The following is a 13,626-nucleotide window of genomic DNA, read 5'->3' as shown; positions in this document are numbered from 1 at the left end:
GGGCCTTCTGGGGCGGGAGGTCGAGGCTACGCCCGGCAGTGTAGAGCCGGGCGAACCGCCTTTGGCGCTTGGCTTGCATTTGTATGGCCGGGGTTTGCGTAGTTCTACCGATCGGGCAAGCACTGAGGCGCGAGGCGGCACGGCCTACCTACACTGCGTGCATGCGTACTTTGAGATGTGACGATGGCGTACCGCTGCATTGGCGGCAATGGAGCAAGCCCGGCATGGAGCCGGCGCAAGGCACCGTCTTGATCGTCCACGGTCTGGGTGAGCATATTGGGCGTTATGAGGCCGTGGCAGCGCGCTTGAATAACTGGGGCTGGCATGTGGTGGGCTTCGACCAGCGCGGGCATGGCGCATCGGGTGGCCCGCGCGGGGATGTGACCGATGGTGAGTCCTTGCTGCGTGATCTCGCCTTGGTGATCGACGAGTTGCGGCTCGACCCCCAACTGGGGCGCAGCCCCTTGATACTGCTGGGGCACAGCATGGGTGGCTTGGTGGCGGCGCGTTTTGTGGCCGGCGGCCTGGCAGCCAGCAGCGGCGGGCAATTGCCGATGTGGTTTCGCCCGATCGACGCGCTGGTGCTGAGTTCGCCCGCGCTGGACCCCGGCATGTCGAGCTTCCAGCGCCTGCAACTGGCCATCGGTGTGGCGCTGGCGCCGCATTTGGCGGTCGGCAATGGGCTCAAGACCAAGTGGATTTCACGCGACGCGGCGGTGGTCAAAGCCTATATCGATGACCCCCTGGTGCATGACCGCATCACGCCGACCTTGGCGCGGGCGATCGTGGATGGCGGCGAGTTGGTGCGCCAACATGCAGCCGATTGGGTCGTGCCTACGCTGTTGATGTGGGCCGGCAGCGACAAATGCGTGGCGCCGACCGGCGCGGCCGAGTTCGCTGCGAACGCACCGCAAGGCTTGGGCAGGGCGCAGTGCTTTGAGCGGCTGTTTCACGAGATATTCAACGAGCCGGAACGCGAGCAGGTGTTTGCTCGCTTGCAAAGCTGGCTGGTGGAGCGTTTTGGATAGTCCCGAGCCGTGTTTTAAGATGGGGTTCCCCCGCCATAAGCTGGAACCCATCATGAATGCTCGCGACCCCGCCTTGCCCTTGCAACCCGATCAAGCCACCGCCATCGCCGATTTTGCGGCGCAGGTTTGGGACGATGAGATCGTCCCCGCATTGACACAGTACATCGCTATTCCGGCCAAGAGCCCGATGTTCGACGCCGACTGGGCCGCCAACGGCTATATCGAAAAAGTGCTGCGCGACGCCGCCAGCTGGGTCGAGAGCAAGAAGGTCGCCGGCCTCAAACTCGAAGTGATCCGCCTCGAAGGCCGCACGCCGATCATTTTCTTTGAGGTGCCGGCCACCAAGCTGGACAGCTGCGACACCATCGTGCTGTACGGCCACCTGGACAAACAACCCGAATTCAGTGGCTGGCGCAGCGATCTGGGCCCTTGGACACCCAAATACGAGGACGGCAAGCTCTACGGCCGCGGCTGCGCCGATGATGGCTACGCGGTCTACGCCTCGCTGACGGCCATCATGGCGCTGGACAAACAAGGCATTCCGCGCCCGCGCTGCGTCGGCATCATCGAAACCTGCGAAGAATCGGGCTCCTATGACCTGCCGGCCTACCTCGACGTGCTGAAAGAGCGACTCGGCCAAGTGTCGCTGGTCGTCTGTCTGGACTCCGGTGCCGGTGACTACGGGCAACTCTGGCTAACGACTTCGCTGCGCGGCATGGTCAGTGGCGTGCTGAAGGTCGAGGTGCTGACCGAGGGCATCCACTCCGGCGACGGCTCCGGCGTGGTGCCTTCATCGTTCCGGATTTTGCGGCAGGTGCTTGACCGCCTTGAGGATTCCAAGACCGGCCGCTTATTGCCCGAGAGTTTCCACTGCGACATCCCGGCCAACCGGGTGGAGCAGGCCAAGGCGACGGCGGCCTTGTTGAAGGATGAGGTCTACAAACGCCTGCCCTGGGCCTGCGGTGCCGATGGTAGCCCGGTGCTGCCAATGACGGCCGAGCCGGTCGAGGTCTTGCTCAACCGCACCTGGCGGCCGACGCTGTCGGTCACCGGCGTGGACGGCTTCCCGGAGATGAAGAGTGCGGGCAATGTGTTGCGCCCCTTCACCGCCTTCAAGCTGTCGCTACGCCTGCCGCCCCTGGTCGACGGCAATGATGCTGCCCTGCGCTTGAAGGCTTTGTTGGAAGACAACGCGCCGTATAACGCCAAGGTTACGTTCGTGCCCGACGGCCGCGCCGGTGCTTACGGTGCGACCGGCTGGAACACGCCCGATCTCTCGCCTTGGCTCAGCCAGGCGCTGAATCAGGCCAGCGAGACGCATTTCGGCGCGCCGGTCGGCTATATCGGCCAGGGAGGCACGATTCCGCTGATGAGCATGCTGCAAAAGGGCTTCCCGGCCGCGCAAATGATGGTCTGCGGCGTCTTGGGGCCGAAGAGCAATGCCCATGGCCCGAACGAGTTCCTGCATGTGCCCTATGGCAAGCGCTTGACGGCCGCAGTCGCCCAGGTGATGGCTGCCCACCCCTGAGTTGAAGCAAGACTATCGCAGGGTGAAGCTGGTCTCGACCATGCTGCCCTGCAGGTCCTGCAGCAGATGCGTCAGCGGCGAGAGCTGCACATAGCGGGTCGAGACCTTGATCGCGTAGGCAAAGAAGCGCGGCAGGTCCTCGGCGTAAGCGGGTTTGCCGTCGCGGTGCTTGAGGCGGCAGAACAGGCCAAGGATTTTCAGGTGCCGCTGCAGGCCGCTCCATTCGACTTGGCGCCAGAACTCACCAAAGTCGGCGTCGACGGGCAAGCCCGCACGGCGGGCCTGCTCCCAGTAACGGATCGCCCAGTCAAGTTCTTGCTCTTCGTCCCAGGAGATGAAGGCGTCTCGCAGCAGCGAGGCGAGGTCGTAGCCTACGGGTCCGCGCACCGCGTCTTGGAAATCCAGCACGCCGACCCGTAGCTCACCGTCCTGACCGGTGCAAACCATCAGGTTGCGCGGCATGAAATCGCGGTGCATGGGCATTTGAGCCTGCTCGGCCATATTGCTCACCAGCACTTTGCAACTGTGCTCCCACCACTTCAGCTGCGTTTCGTTCCACTGCCGACCGTATTCGCGCTGCACACACCAGTCGACAAAGATTTGCAGCTCGCGGCGCACAAAGCTCTCGTCAAAGGCCGGCAGGCGGGCGGCGTCGCCCTTGAGTTGCCACTGCAGCAGGGTTTGGGTGGCGGCGCGCATCAGGCGGTCGGCCTCGACCGGGCTGGCAGATTGAAGCGCTTTCAGATAGGTCAAGTCCCCCAAATCGCTGAGCAGCACAAAGCCCAGGGCTTCGTCGGCGGCGATGATTTCCGGCACAAGCAGGCCGCAGTCTAGGGCCATATGCCTGGCGATGGCGATGAAAGGGCGCACGTCGTTGCTCTCGGGCGGCGCGTCCATCACGATGAAGCTGGCTCCGCCAAGCCCAGTGATGCGCAAATAGCGCCGCGTGCTCGCGTCGGCGCTGGCCATTTGCAGGCTATCCGGCAGCAGGGCGTGCGCTGCCTGCAGGGTTTGCAGCCAGGTCTGAAAGTGCTGCTCGCGAACTTTATTGGGCCAAACGATCGAATTCATGGGCGGGCCGCTAGGCATTGGAGGGAATCGGGGGCGGGGCTTTTTGTGGCCTCATGGATAATGGATTTTACAAACGGCGCGTCATTGATCTGGCGCCGCCCTTTGCCTCTCCCATTGTCAACGTCTTTGCCCACCGCCTTGGCTCGATTCGCCCCTCTTGTAACTGTTGCCGAGTCGACCTCGCGCTGCTGGCCCCGGCTGAGCTTGCTGTGCTTGTGCGCGTCGGCCTTGTTGCTGGCGGCGGGCGCTCGGGCGCAAGACCTGCCTCCTCCCTCATCTGCTGCCCCCGCCAGCGAAGCGCTGCGCCTGAAGCCGGTGCGCTCAACCGGCAGCAAGGGTCAGCATGGCAGCAAACCCGCTTTGGTGATAGGCGCGGAGAGGTTAAGCATGCGCTTGGACCAGGACTCGAGCGCGGAAGGTGCGGTCGAGCTGCGTTCCGGCGAGCTCCTGCTCAAGGCGGACAGGGTGAACTATCAGCAGGTCGAAGATCTTGCGCGGGCGGTCGGCAATGTTGAAATCAACCGTGACGGCAATGTGTTCAGTGGCCCCGAGTTGCAGCTCTACGTCAACCGTTTTGAGGGTGAGTTTCTTTCGCCGAGTTATTTCCTCGCGCTGACCGGCGGGCGTGGGCATGCCGAGCGGGTCAAATTTGCCGGCGCCAACAATGTCTTGGTGATTGACGGTACCTACAGCAGCTGCCCGGTGCGTGAGGATGGTCAGGTTCTGCCTTGGGAACTCAGCGCACAAAAGCTGGAACTCGACTTCGACGCCAATGTGGGCGTGGCCACTGGCGGTGTGCTGCGTTTTTATGGCGTGCCAATTCTGCCCGCCCCGAAGCTGAGTTTTCCGCTCGGGCTGGGGCGTAAATCAGGTTGGCTGCCGCCGAGTTTCAGCATCGATAAGCGCAGCGGTGTCGAGTTCGGCATGCCGTATTACTGGAACATCGCGCCCCAGCGTGATGCCACCTTGACCCCGTTTGTGATGACGCGTCGCGGCTTCGGCCTGGACAGTGAATTCCGCTATTTGGAGCCGCAACATGCCGGCATCGCCAAGCTGGCCTTGTTGCCGCATGACCGTTTGATGGGTCAGTCCCGTTGGGCCGTGAACTTGGACCAGTCTGGGGAGTTGGCAAGGGATTGGCGTTACCGGCTGGGCGCTGAGCGGGTCTCGGACGATGACTATTGGAAAGACTTGCCCCAGCGTTTGCAAACGCAGACCGAACGGCTATTGCCGACGGATCTGCAGTTCGACCGGCGCCACCAGATGAGTTGGGGCGAGATGCATTCCTATGTTCGGGTGCAGCATTGGCAGGTATTGCAGGGCCTGGATCCTCAATCCCAGTTTGCGTCACCCTATCAGCGCTCGCCGCAGGTCGGGCTGAGGCTGACCTCGGCAGCCGATGATGCGGTCATGGAGGGTTTTCGGCCCTGGGGGCGCAAGAGCAGGCTGGAGGGTTCGGTCGAGCTTGAGTACAACCGTTTTGACCTGCCGCCTAGCGCCTTGCCTACACAGACTCAAACCGGGCAACGTGCGCATATGTTGGCGCATGTCAGCGCGCCGATGGGAGGCGCTGCCTGGTGGTTGATTCCCAAGCTGGAGGTGAACGCCGCCCAATATGGGCTGGACCAAGCTCAGGTCGACGGACGCAAGTCGATCGGCCGCACGGTCACGACCTTCAGTGTCGATCATGGTTGGGTGTTTGAACGCGAAACCAGTATTTACGAGCGCGACTTGACGCAGACCCTGGAGCCGCGCGTGCTCTACGTCAACACGCCTTATCGGGCGCAGCAGGAGTTCCCGAACTTTGACTCCGCACCCAAAGATTTCAACTTTGATTCGATCTATTCATCGAATCAGTTTTCCGGCATTGACCGGGTCTCCGATGCCCATCAGTTGACGGCCGGCGTGGTCAGCCGCTGGGTCGACAATGCGCAAGGTGCGGAGCTCTTGCGCTTGGGTTTGATGCAGCGCTACTTGTTCCGTGACCAGTTGGTCACGCCCGATGCCGTGCCGGTGACCCAGCGCTTCTCCGACCTCTTGCTGCTCGGTTCGGCCCATCTGCGGCCGGAGTGGTGGACCGACGGCTCGGTGCAGTTCAATCCCAATGAGAGCCGTCCGGTGCGTACCATCATGCGGGCGCGTTATTCTCCCGGGCCGTTTCGCACCGTCAGCATGGCCTATCGGCTGACGCGCGGGCAGAGTGAGCAGGTCGAACTGGCATGGCAGTGGCCGATCTATGGCCAAGACGCTGCGGCCAAGCGCGACAGCGCCGGCTGCGGCGGTGCCTGGTACAGCGCTGGGCGCGTTCAGTACAGTATGTTTGACAGAAAGCTGACCGATTCGGTGCTCGGTTTTGAATACGACGCCGGTTGCTGGGTGTTCCGGGTGGGTGCCGAGCGCCTGTCCACCGGACGCGCAGAAACCAATACACGCTTGATGCTGCAATTGGAGCTGGTGGGCCTGTCCCAACTCGGTTCCAATGCGCTCAAGGTCTTGAGGGACAATATCCCCGGTTACCGACGCCTGAGCAATGATCGCTCGGCAAGCCCTGAAGCTCCCTATGACTGATATGTCGATTCGATCCCTGAACCTGTTCGTTGCAACATTATTGATGGGCCTGTCGCTGAGTCCAGCGGCTTGGGCGCAGCAGCGCGCCATTGACCTGAAGCCCGGCGACTATATTGCCGCCGTGGTCAACCAGGACGTGGTGGCGGCCAGCGAGGTGGTGCAAAGAACCATGCAGCTGCGCGAAGAGGCCAAGCGGCGTGGCGTGTCCATGCCTGACCCAGCCGCCCTGCACAAGCAGGCCATGGATGCCTTGATCGACGACCGGGTCTTGGTCACCCATGCACGCGAAACCAGCGGCAAGGTCGATGAGCCCGAGTTGGACCGTGTGGTCAGCAATGTGGCGGCACAGAACAAGCTGACGATGCCGCAACTGCTGGAACGTCTGAAACAAGACGGAACCGATTTCCGCACCTTCAGGGAAAACTTGCGCGATCAGATGATGACCGAGCGGGTGCGTGAGCGTGAGGTGCAGGCGCGGATTCGGATTACCGATGGCGACATCGACACCTATTTGGAGCAGCGCAAGGAGCAGGCGAACAGCACCGGGCAAATGAATCTGGCGCATATTCTGATCAAGCTGCCGGATGGTGCGTCCGAAGCGGTCGTGGCCGAGCGAAAAGCTCGGGCTGAGGCGGTGCTCGCACGCGCTCAGGCAGGGGACGATTTCGCCAAGCTGGCCCGTGAGTTTTCGGATGATGCGACCAAGGAGCGCGGCGGTGAGTTTGGCCTGCGGCCGGCGGACCGGTTGCCGGATTTGTTTGTCCAAGCCGTCGCTGGTTTGAAGAGTGGCGAACTGAGCCCGCAACTGCTGCGCTCGGGCGCCGGTTTTCATGTGCTGAAAGTGGTCGAGCGCCAGGGCGGCGGTTCCCTGACGACGGTGACGCAGACCCATGCTCGGCATGTGTTGTTGCGTCCTTCGGCGCAGTTGAGTGCCGAGGTCGCGACGCGCCGCCTGGCAGAGTTCAAGCGCGCGATCGCCAGCGGCAACACCAGCTTCGAGGCAGTGGCGCGTGAAAACTCCGAGGACGGTAGCGCTGCCGAAGGCGGCGATCTGGGTTGGATGGGCCCCGGTGCTTTCGTTCCCGAGTTTGAGGCGGCCATGAATGCCTTGCCGCTGGGCGGCATCTCCGACCCCGTGCCTTCGCGCTTTGGCGTGCACCTGATCCAGGTGGTGGAGCGGCGTTTGGTCGAGGTCGAAATGAAGGCTTTGCGTGAGCAGGCGAAAGCAGCGCTGCGCGAAGGCAAGTACGAGGAGGCCTACCTCGAATGGGTCAAGGATTTGCGCTCGCGAGCCTATGTCGAAATGCGCGAGTGGCTGGACTGAGCATGGCGCAGCACATTGCACGCAAGCGCTTCGGTCAGCATTTCCTGACCGACGTCAACATCATCCAGTCGATTGTTGATGCGATTGACCCTCGAAGCGGCGAAACCGTGGTCGAGATTGGGCCCGGTTTGGGCGCAATGACGATCCCCTTGTTGGACCGGATCAAGCCCTTGACGGTGATCGAACTGGACCGCGACTTGGCTGCCAAACTGCGCACCCGCGCTGGGCTCGAAGTGATTGAATCGGACGTGCTGAAGGTTGATTTCGCGGCCCTCGCCGCCGAGAAGGGCCAGCGCTTGCGCGTGGTCGGCAACCTGCCCTACAACATCTCCAGCCCGATCCTTTTTCATCTGCTGGGCTATGTTGAGCATGTGGTTGATCAGCATTTCATGTTGCAAAAGGAAGTCGTCGACCGCATGGCCGCGTCGCCTTGCTGCAAGGACTATGGGCGGCTGACGGTGATGTTGCAGTGGCGCTATGCGATCGAGTCCGTTCTGGATGTGCCGCCAAGCGCGTTCGATCCGCCGCCACGGGTCGAATCGGCGATCGTGCGTATGCAGCCCTATGCCAAGCCGCCCGAGCTGGATCGCAAGTTGTTCGGTGAGATGGTGGCGGTCGCGTTTTCGCAGCGCCGCAAGCTGCTGCGCCACAGCCTGGGTGTTTGGCTGACCACACGTGGTTTTGGCGGGCAATTTGATTTGCAGCGCCGTGCGGAAGAAGTGCCGGTGGCGGAGTTCGTCGCCTTGGCCCAGGCGCTGGCCGAAGCAGGCTGAAGTTCAAACCATTCGGGCGAAAAAAAGGGATCCCGCAGGATCCCTTTTGTTTTGAATGAGCCGCTTAGGCTGCGCTCAACCACATGGCTGTGTCGAAAGCGCTGCTCATCATCGGCATATTCATTCCAAAGTTTGCATTGGCTGCTGCTTTGGAATTCTTTGCTGCCGGCTTGACCGGGGCAGCTGCGGCTTCTTCGGTAGCCCGCTCCCAAGACGCGTTGTCTTGTGAGCGGGCTACTGAAAAGAATAGAAGCACCTGAACTGAACCTTGCGGTCGGCCCAGTAGTCGGCCGCCTCTCGGAATACATCAAGTAATTGCTCGCGCACTTCACGATCAAATTTGGCGTTATCGGGCAGCTGCTCCAGCACGACAACGAATCCAGGCTGCGCGCCGGACTTGTGCACCAGATCGGTCATGCAATCATGCAAGGCGTCGAGGTTCTTGCCGAAATGGGCCGGGAAAAGAAACGCTTGCGCGATCCCCTCCAGCACATCCTGCTTGGACTGCGCCTCGGTCAGATTGGCGTACAAGAAATGCTGTCCAGCATCCTGTGCGGCGTGCATCAAGTCCTCTACGCGGTAGGCCCGAATGGCCTGCACGATATTGGGACGGACGGTCTGCAAAAGCATGGTCACAATCCTCCTATATAGTCTCAGAACTTTTCATCACCTTCGATTCACTGCACAACGCGTTTGAACGTTGAGTAATGGTCGCCGGTGTAATAGCAAACATCAGGAGTGCTCGGGGGCTTGCCGCCGCACACCAAGCGTCTTGCGCCGCGATTGCGGGCGCCCGGCGTTGGGACGGTGTACTCGTGGTAGTAGCCTCTTGGATATTTAGGCAAGATGCGTTCGCGATTGCCGAATACGATGCCGTCTTTCTCGTAAGGGAATGGCCCTCCGGTCAAGATCAGTTGATGCGTTTTCTGCGCTTCACGAGGCAGTGCCGGCAAGGCGACTACATCCAGCGAGGCAAGCGTTTCTTTGGCCTGCACTTGAACGTTGATCGCGACCGTTGCCAGCAAAAAAGCGGCTAGGACTGATTTTCGCCAAGCGGACCACGAATGTGGTCGAGAGAGCAAAGACACGGGTTAACCCTGTTCCTGAAAACACAATGGTAACTAAATCGCTTGAAAAGCTCAAGCGCTTCGCCAGTCTCAGGGTCGATATTATTCTTTAGTTTGTGAGCGCACACATGCTGGTATAAGTCCGTTTTGCTGGGGTTTGTTGCCGCAATATAGGCACGGTAAGCCCTCACAAACATTTGTAAAAAGTCGCTACGAAGGCCCGAATGACGCACTATTTCGGTGCATCAAGCGGTGCTGAATCTTGCGTTTGTTAGCGTGCGGCGTTGGCGTCGGCAACCGTCAGCGCCGTCATATTGACGATGCGGCGTACGGTAGCCGATGGCGTTAGCACATGCACTGGCTTGGCGGCGCCGAGCAGCACTGGTCCGATCGCAATGCCGCCGCCTGCTGCGGTCTTGAGCAAGTTGTAGGAAATATTGGCCGCATCAATGTTTGGCAGCACCAGCAGATTGGCCTCGCCGCTCAGCGTGCTGTGGGGCATCAGCTCCTTGCGATAGTCGGCGTCGAGCGCGGTGTCACCGTGCATTTCGCCGTCCACTTCCAGCCAAGGCGCGGCATTGCGAATCAGGCCCAGCGCTTCGCGCATCTTCAGCGCCGAGGGCTGGTTGCTGGAGCCGAAATTGCTGTGCGAGAGCAATGCCGCTTTGGGCCGCAGGCCAAAACGCATCATTTCTTCCGCCGCCATGACGGTGATTTCGGCCAATTGCTCGGCTGTCGGGTCGTAGTTGACATGGGTGTCCACCAGCATCACTTGGCGGCCCGGCAGGATCAGGCCGTTCATGCAAGCAAAGTTCTTGACGCCCGGGCGCTTACCGATCACCTGGTCGATGTAGTGCAAATGCATGGCCGTGTTGCTCCAAGTGCCGCACAGCATGCCGTCCACCTCGTCCTTGTGCAGCATCATGCAGCCGATCAGCGTCAAGCGGCGGCGCATCTCGATCTTGGCCAGTTGCGCCGTCACGCCCTTGCGGTCCGTCATGCGGTGATAGGTCTGCCAATAGTCGCGGTAGCGGTGGTCTTCTTCGACGTTGACGATGTCATAGTCGCGGCCCTCTTGCAGGCGCAGACCGAAGCGCTCACAGCGCTCGGCAATGACCGCAGGGCGCCCGATCAGGGTTGGCCTGGCCAAGCCTTCGTCGATCACCACTTGCACCGCGCGCAGCACGCGCTCTTCTTCACCCTCGGCATAGGCCACTCGCTTGTTCTTGGCGCGCTTGGCGACGTTGAAGATCGGCTTCATCGTCGTGCCCGACGCGTAGACAAAGCTCTGCAGCTTTTCGCGGTAAGCGTCCATGTCCTTGATGGGGCGCTGGGCCACGCCCGCAGCAACGGCAGCAAGAGCTACCGCTGGGGCAATCTTCATCATCAAGCGCGGATCGAAGGGCTTGGGGATCAGGTACTCTGGCCCAAAGCTCAGATTCACGCCGGCATAGGCAGCCGCCACGACTTCGCTCTGCTCGGCCTGCGCCAACTCAGCGATCGCGTGAACGGCAGCAATCTCCATTTCATCGGTGATGGTCGTCGCGCCGCAGTCCAAGGCGCCGCGGAAGATATAGGGGAAGCACAGGACGTTGTTGACCTGATTCGGGTAATCGGTGCGGCCTGTGGCCATGATGACGTCGCTGCGCACCGCCTTGACTTCCTCGGGCGTGATCTCCGGCGTCGGATTGGCCAGCGCGAAGATCATGGGCCGCTCGGCCATCTTGGCCACCATTTCTGGTTTCATCACGCCGCCGGCCGACAGGCCGAGGAAGATGTCTGCGCCTTCAATCGCTTGGCTGAGGCTGCGCAAATCGGTCTTCTGCGCAAAACCGGCCTTGTCCGGGTCCATCAACTCGACCCGGCCTTCGTAAACGACGCCTGCCAGGTCGGTGACCCAGATGTTTTCTTTGGGCAGACCGAGTTTGACCAGCAGCCCTAAGCAGGCCAGCGCAGCTGCACCGGCGCCCGAAGTCACCAGCTTGACCTGTTTGATGTCCTTGCCCAGCACCTTCAGGCCATTCAAAAAGGCCGCGCCGACGACGATGGCCGTGCCATGCTGGTCATCATGGAAGACCGGGATCTTCATCCGCTCGCGCAGCTTGCGCTCGACGTAGAAGCAGTCCGGCGCCTTGATGTCTTCCAGATTTATGCCGCCAAAGGTCGGCTCCAGCGAGGCGATGATATCGACCAGCTTGTCGAGGTCGCGCTCCTGAATTTCCAGGTCGAACACATCAATGCCGGCGAACTTCTTGAACAGCACGCCCTTGCCCTCCATCACCGGCTTGGAAGCCAGCGGGCCGATGTCGCCCAGGCCCAAGACTGCTGTGCCGTTTGTCACCACGGCGACCAGATTGCCACGCGAGGTGTAGCGGAAAGCATTCGCCGGGTCGGCGACGATCTCCTCACAAGCGGCGGCCACGCCGGGCGAATAGGCCAGCGCCAAGTCGCGCTGATTGACCAGTTGCTTGGTGGCTGCGATCGCGATCTTGCCCGGCGTCGGGAACTCGTGATACTCAAGCGCTGCTTGGCGAAACTGGGCGTTCTTCTGTTCGGACGTGGGCATGGGCTATTTCTCTTGGCAGGCCGGTGAAGTCTTGCTTTGCTCGACTAGTGAGCCATTTGATTGTAGGAGTGCGCATAGTGACACTTTTACGCTGACTGCAAGTGTCAGCCCTTGGCGAAGGCGGGGCTATACGCGGAAATGCGTATTTGCGACTTCATCTTGCAAAGCTCGTGCTGCACACCGGCGAGAATCCCCGCATGGGTGAATTCGATCTGATCAAGCAGTTTTTCGTGCGCGCGCAAGGCCAGGACGGTGTTGTGTTGGGGATAGGCGATGACTGCGCGGTGTTGGCGCCGACGGTGGGCATGCAGTGGCTGGTGTCCACCGATATGTTGGTCGAGGGCCGGCATTTTCTGTCGACGGTGGCGCCCGAGCGGCTCGGCCACAAGGCCCTCGCCGTCAACCTCAGCGACCTCGCCGCCTGCGGTGCCACGCCGCGTGCCTTCACGCTGGCTTTGGCGCTGCCGCGTGCCGATGCGAGCTGGCTGGCGGGATTCTCCAAGGGCCTATTCGCCTTGGCCGATGCCCACGGCATCCATCTGGTCGGCGGCGACACCACCCAGGGTCCGCTGAACATCAGCATCACGGTGATGGGCGAGGCGCCGGCCGGCATGGCTTTGTTGCGCAGCGGCGCCAAGGTCGGCGACGATATTTATGTGTCCGGTCAATTGGGTGACGCGCGCTTGGCCTTGGAAGTTTTTCGCGGCAGCATCAGCCTGCCCGGCGAGCAATTCGAACAGGTGCGGCGGGCGATGGAAAGCCCTCAGCCGCGCGTTGCGCTGGGTCAGGCCTTGCGCGGCATCGCAAGCAGTGCGGTCGATGTCTCGGACGGCTTGATCGGTGACCTCGGCCATATCCTGCAGCGCTCCGCCGTTGGCGCAAGTTTGGAGGTCGATCTGCTGCCTTGCAGCGCGGTGCTGGCCGCCCAGCCGCTGGCCCTGCGGCGTGAATGCGGCCTGGCCGGCGGCGATGACTATGAGCTGGTGTTCACGGCGGCGCCCGAGCAGCGCGCGGCCGTGCAACGGGCCGCCGAGCAAAGCGCTACGCCGGTGACGCGGATCGGCCGCATCGAAGCCGCAGCGGGCTTGCGCCTGTTCGACGCCGAGGGTCAGGCCTTGGCACACCAATTCAGCAGCTTTGACCATTTCAAATCATGAGTGAAGTAGAAACCCTGACTACCCCGCCGCGCCGCGCCACCGCGCGCTTTATGTTGGGCCATCCGGCGCGCTGGATCGCGCTGGGCTTCGGCAGCGGCCTGTCCCCGAAGGCGCCGGGCACGGTCGGCACGCTTTGGGCTTGGCTGAGCTTTGTGCTGATCAACCCTTGGCTGAATGACGGCCAATGGGCGGCGCTGATTGTGGCCAGCACGGTGCTCGGCTGGTGGGCCTGCACGATGACGGCGCGCCATTTGGCAACACCTGACCCCGGCGCCATCGTCTGGGACGAGATCGTCGCGTTCTGGCTGATTCTGTGGCTTGTGTCGCCGGTCGGTTTCTGGGGTCAGCTGATCGCGTTCGCGCTGTTTCGCTATTTCGATGCCGCCAAGCCGGGGCCGGTCGGCTGGGCTGATCGCTTGTTCAAAGGCGCGCGCGGTCAGCCGGTCGGCTGGGCGCAAGGGTGGGGCATTTTGTTCGATGATTTTGTCGCGGCAGGATGTACGCTTATGGTCATCGCGCTGTGGCGCGCAATTCTGGGGTGATG

At 61.7% G+C, this 13,626-nt stretch carries 11 protein-coding genes; 7 read left to right on the top strand and 4 right to left on the bottom strand.

Going from position 1 to position 13,626, the window contains the following annotated elements; translation table 11 throughout:
- Positions 1 to 161: 161 nt before the first annotated feature.
- A complete protein-coding gene (locus tag LNV09_RS05470) occupies positions 162 to 1,028 on the top strand; it encodes an alpha/beta hydrolase (RefSeq protein ID WP_263556070.1) in 867 nt (288 codons plus the stop codon).
- A 52-nt stretch (positions 1,029 to 1,080) separates the two neighbouring features.
- Positions 1,081 to 2,556 carry a M20 family metallopeptidase gene (locus LNV09_RS05465; RefSeq protein WP_263556069.1) on the top strand — a complete coding sequence of 492 codons (1,476 nt, stop codon included), beginning with the start codon at positions 1,081 to 1,083 and terminating at the stop codon, positions 2,554 to 2,556.
- Positions 2,557 to 2,568: 12 nt separating this feature from the next.
- Here the strand turns inward: LNV09_RS05465 and LNV09_RS05460 are convergent, their stop codons facing one another.
- Positions 2,569 to 3,627, bottom strand: a complete 1,059-nt coding sequence (locus LNV09_RS05460; RefSeq protein WP_263556068.1) for an aminoglycoside phosphotransferase family protein — start codon at positions 3,625 to 3,627, stop codon at positions 2,569 to 2,571.
- A 138-nt stretch (positions 3,628 to 3,765) separates the two neighbouring features.
- On the opposite strand from LNV09_RS05460, the gene LNV09_RS05455 reads away from it, so the two are divergent.
- The 3 genes from LNV09_RS05455 to rsmA are packed head-to-tail and all read left to right on the top strand — an operon-like array spanning position 3,766 to position 8,292.
- Positions 3,766 to 6,195, top strand: a complete 2,430-nt coding sequence (locus LNV09_RS05455; protein WP_263556067.1) for an LPS-assembly protein LptD — start codon at positions 3,766 to 3,768, stop codon at positions 6,193 to 6,195.
- Between the two features lies 1 nt (position 6,196).
- A complete protein-coding gene (locus LNV09_RS05450; protein WP_263556066.1) occupies positions 6,197 to 7,519 on the top strand; it encodes a peptidylprolyl isomerase in 1,323 nt (440 codons plus the stop codon).
- Between the two features lie 2 nt (positions 7,520 to 7,521).
- A complete protein-coding gene (gene rsmA, locus LNV09_RS05445; protein ID WP_263556065.1) occupies positions 7,522 to 8,292 on the top strand; it encodes a 16S rRNA (adenine(1518)-N(6)/adenine(1519)-N(6))-dimethyltransferase RsmA in 771 nt (256 codons plus the stop codon).
- Positions 8,293 to 8,526: 234 nt separating this feature from the next.
- Here the strand turns inward: rsmA and LNV09_RS05440 are convergent, their stop codons facing one another.
- The 3 genes from LNV09_RS05440 to LNV09_RS05430 all read right to left on the bottom strand — a co-directional run bounded on the left by LNV09_RS05440 (position 8,527) and on the right by LNV09_RS05430 (position 11,925).
- The gene (locus LNV09_RS05440) at positions 8,527 to 8,922 is read right to left on the bottom strand and encodes a barstar family protein (protein ID WP_263534897.1); all 396 of its coding nucleotides are present in this window, start codon (positions 8,920 to 8,922) and stop codon (positions 8,527 to 8,529) included.
- A 47-nt stretch (positions 8,923 to 8,969) separates the two neighbouring features.
- Positions 8,970 to 9,299, bottom strand: a complete 330-nt coding sequence (locus LNV09_RS05435) for a guanyl-specific ribonuclease (RefSeq protein ID WP_411969229.1) — start codon at positions 9,297 to 9,299, stop codon at positions 8,970 to 8,972.
- Positions 9,300 to 9,630: 331 nt separating this feature from the next.
- The gene (locus LNV09_RS05430; RefSeq protein WP_263556064.1) at positions 9,631 to 11,925 is read right to left on the bottom strand and encodes an NADP-dependent malic enzyme; all 2,295 of its coding nucleotides are present in this window, start codon (positions 11,923 to 11,925) and stop codon (positions 9,631 to 9,633) included.
- A gap of 197 nt (positions 11,926 to 12,122) precedes the next feature.
- Here LNV09_RS05430 and thiL point away from each other — a divergent pair, with 197 nt between their 5' ends.
- Together thiL and LNV09_RS05420 are read left to right on the top strand one after the other, a co-directional pair.
- On the top strand, positions 12,123 to 13,082 hold the full coding sequence (gene thiL / locus LNV09_RS05425; RefSeq protein ID WP_263556063.1) for a thiamine-phosphate kinase: 960 nt from the start codon (positions 12,123 to 12,125) through the stop codon (positions 13,080 to 13,082).
- Positions 13,079 to 13,624, top strand: coding sequence for a phosphatidylglycerophosphatase A family protein (locus tag LNV09_RS05420; protein ID WP_263556062.1), 546 nt, complete (start codon positions 13,079 to 13,081; stop codon positions 13,622 to 13,624). Before thiL ends, LNV09_RS05420 begins: the two co-directional genes overlap by 4 nt.
- Positions 13,625 to 13,626 lie beyond the last annotated feature (2 nt).

This window comes from Paucibacter sp. B2R-40 (genome assembly GCF_025717555.1).
GTDB lineage: Bacteria > Pseudomonadota > Gammaproteobacteria > Burkholderiales > Burkholderiaceae_C > Paucibacter_A.
This window is presented reverse-complemented; position numbering and strand designations above follow the sequence as displayed.

Coding starts and splice junctions, on each gene's coding strand:
- LNV09_RS05470 (WP_263556070.1), top strand. CDS start 162: ATGCGTACTTTGAGATGTGACGATGGCGTACCGCTGCATTGGCGGCAA.
- LNV09_RS05460 (WP_263556068.1), bottom strand. CDS start 3,627: ATGAATTCGATCGTTTGGCCCAATAAAGTTCGCGAGCAGCACTTTCAG.
- LNV09_RS05420 (WP_263556062.1), top strand. CDS start 13,079: ATGAGTGAAGTAGAAACCCTGACTACCCCGCCGCGCCGCGCCACCGCG.
- LNV09_RS05450 (WP_263556066.1), top strand. CDS start 6,197: ATGTCGATTCGATCCCTGAACCTGTTCGTTGCAACATTATTGATGGGC.
- LNV09_RS05430 (WP_263556064.1), bottom strand. CDS start 11,925: ATGCCCACGTCCGAACAGAAGAACGCCCAGTTTCGCCAAGCAGCGCTT.
- LNV09_RS05465 (WP_263556069.1), top strand. CDS start 1,081: ATGAATGCTCGCGACCCCGCCTTGCCCTTGCAACCCGATCAAGCCACC.
- thiL (WP_263556063.1), top strand. CDS start 12,123: ATGGGTGAATTCGATCTGATCAAGCAGTTTTTCGTGCGCGCGCAAGGC.
- LNV09_RS05440 (WP_263534897.1), bottom strand. CDS start 8,922: ATGCTTTTGCAGACCGTCCGTCCCAATATCGTGCAGGCCATTCGGGCC.
- rsmA (WP_263556065.1), top strand. CDS start 7,522: ATGGCGCAGCACATTGCACGCAAGCGCTTCGGTCAGCATTTCCTGACC.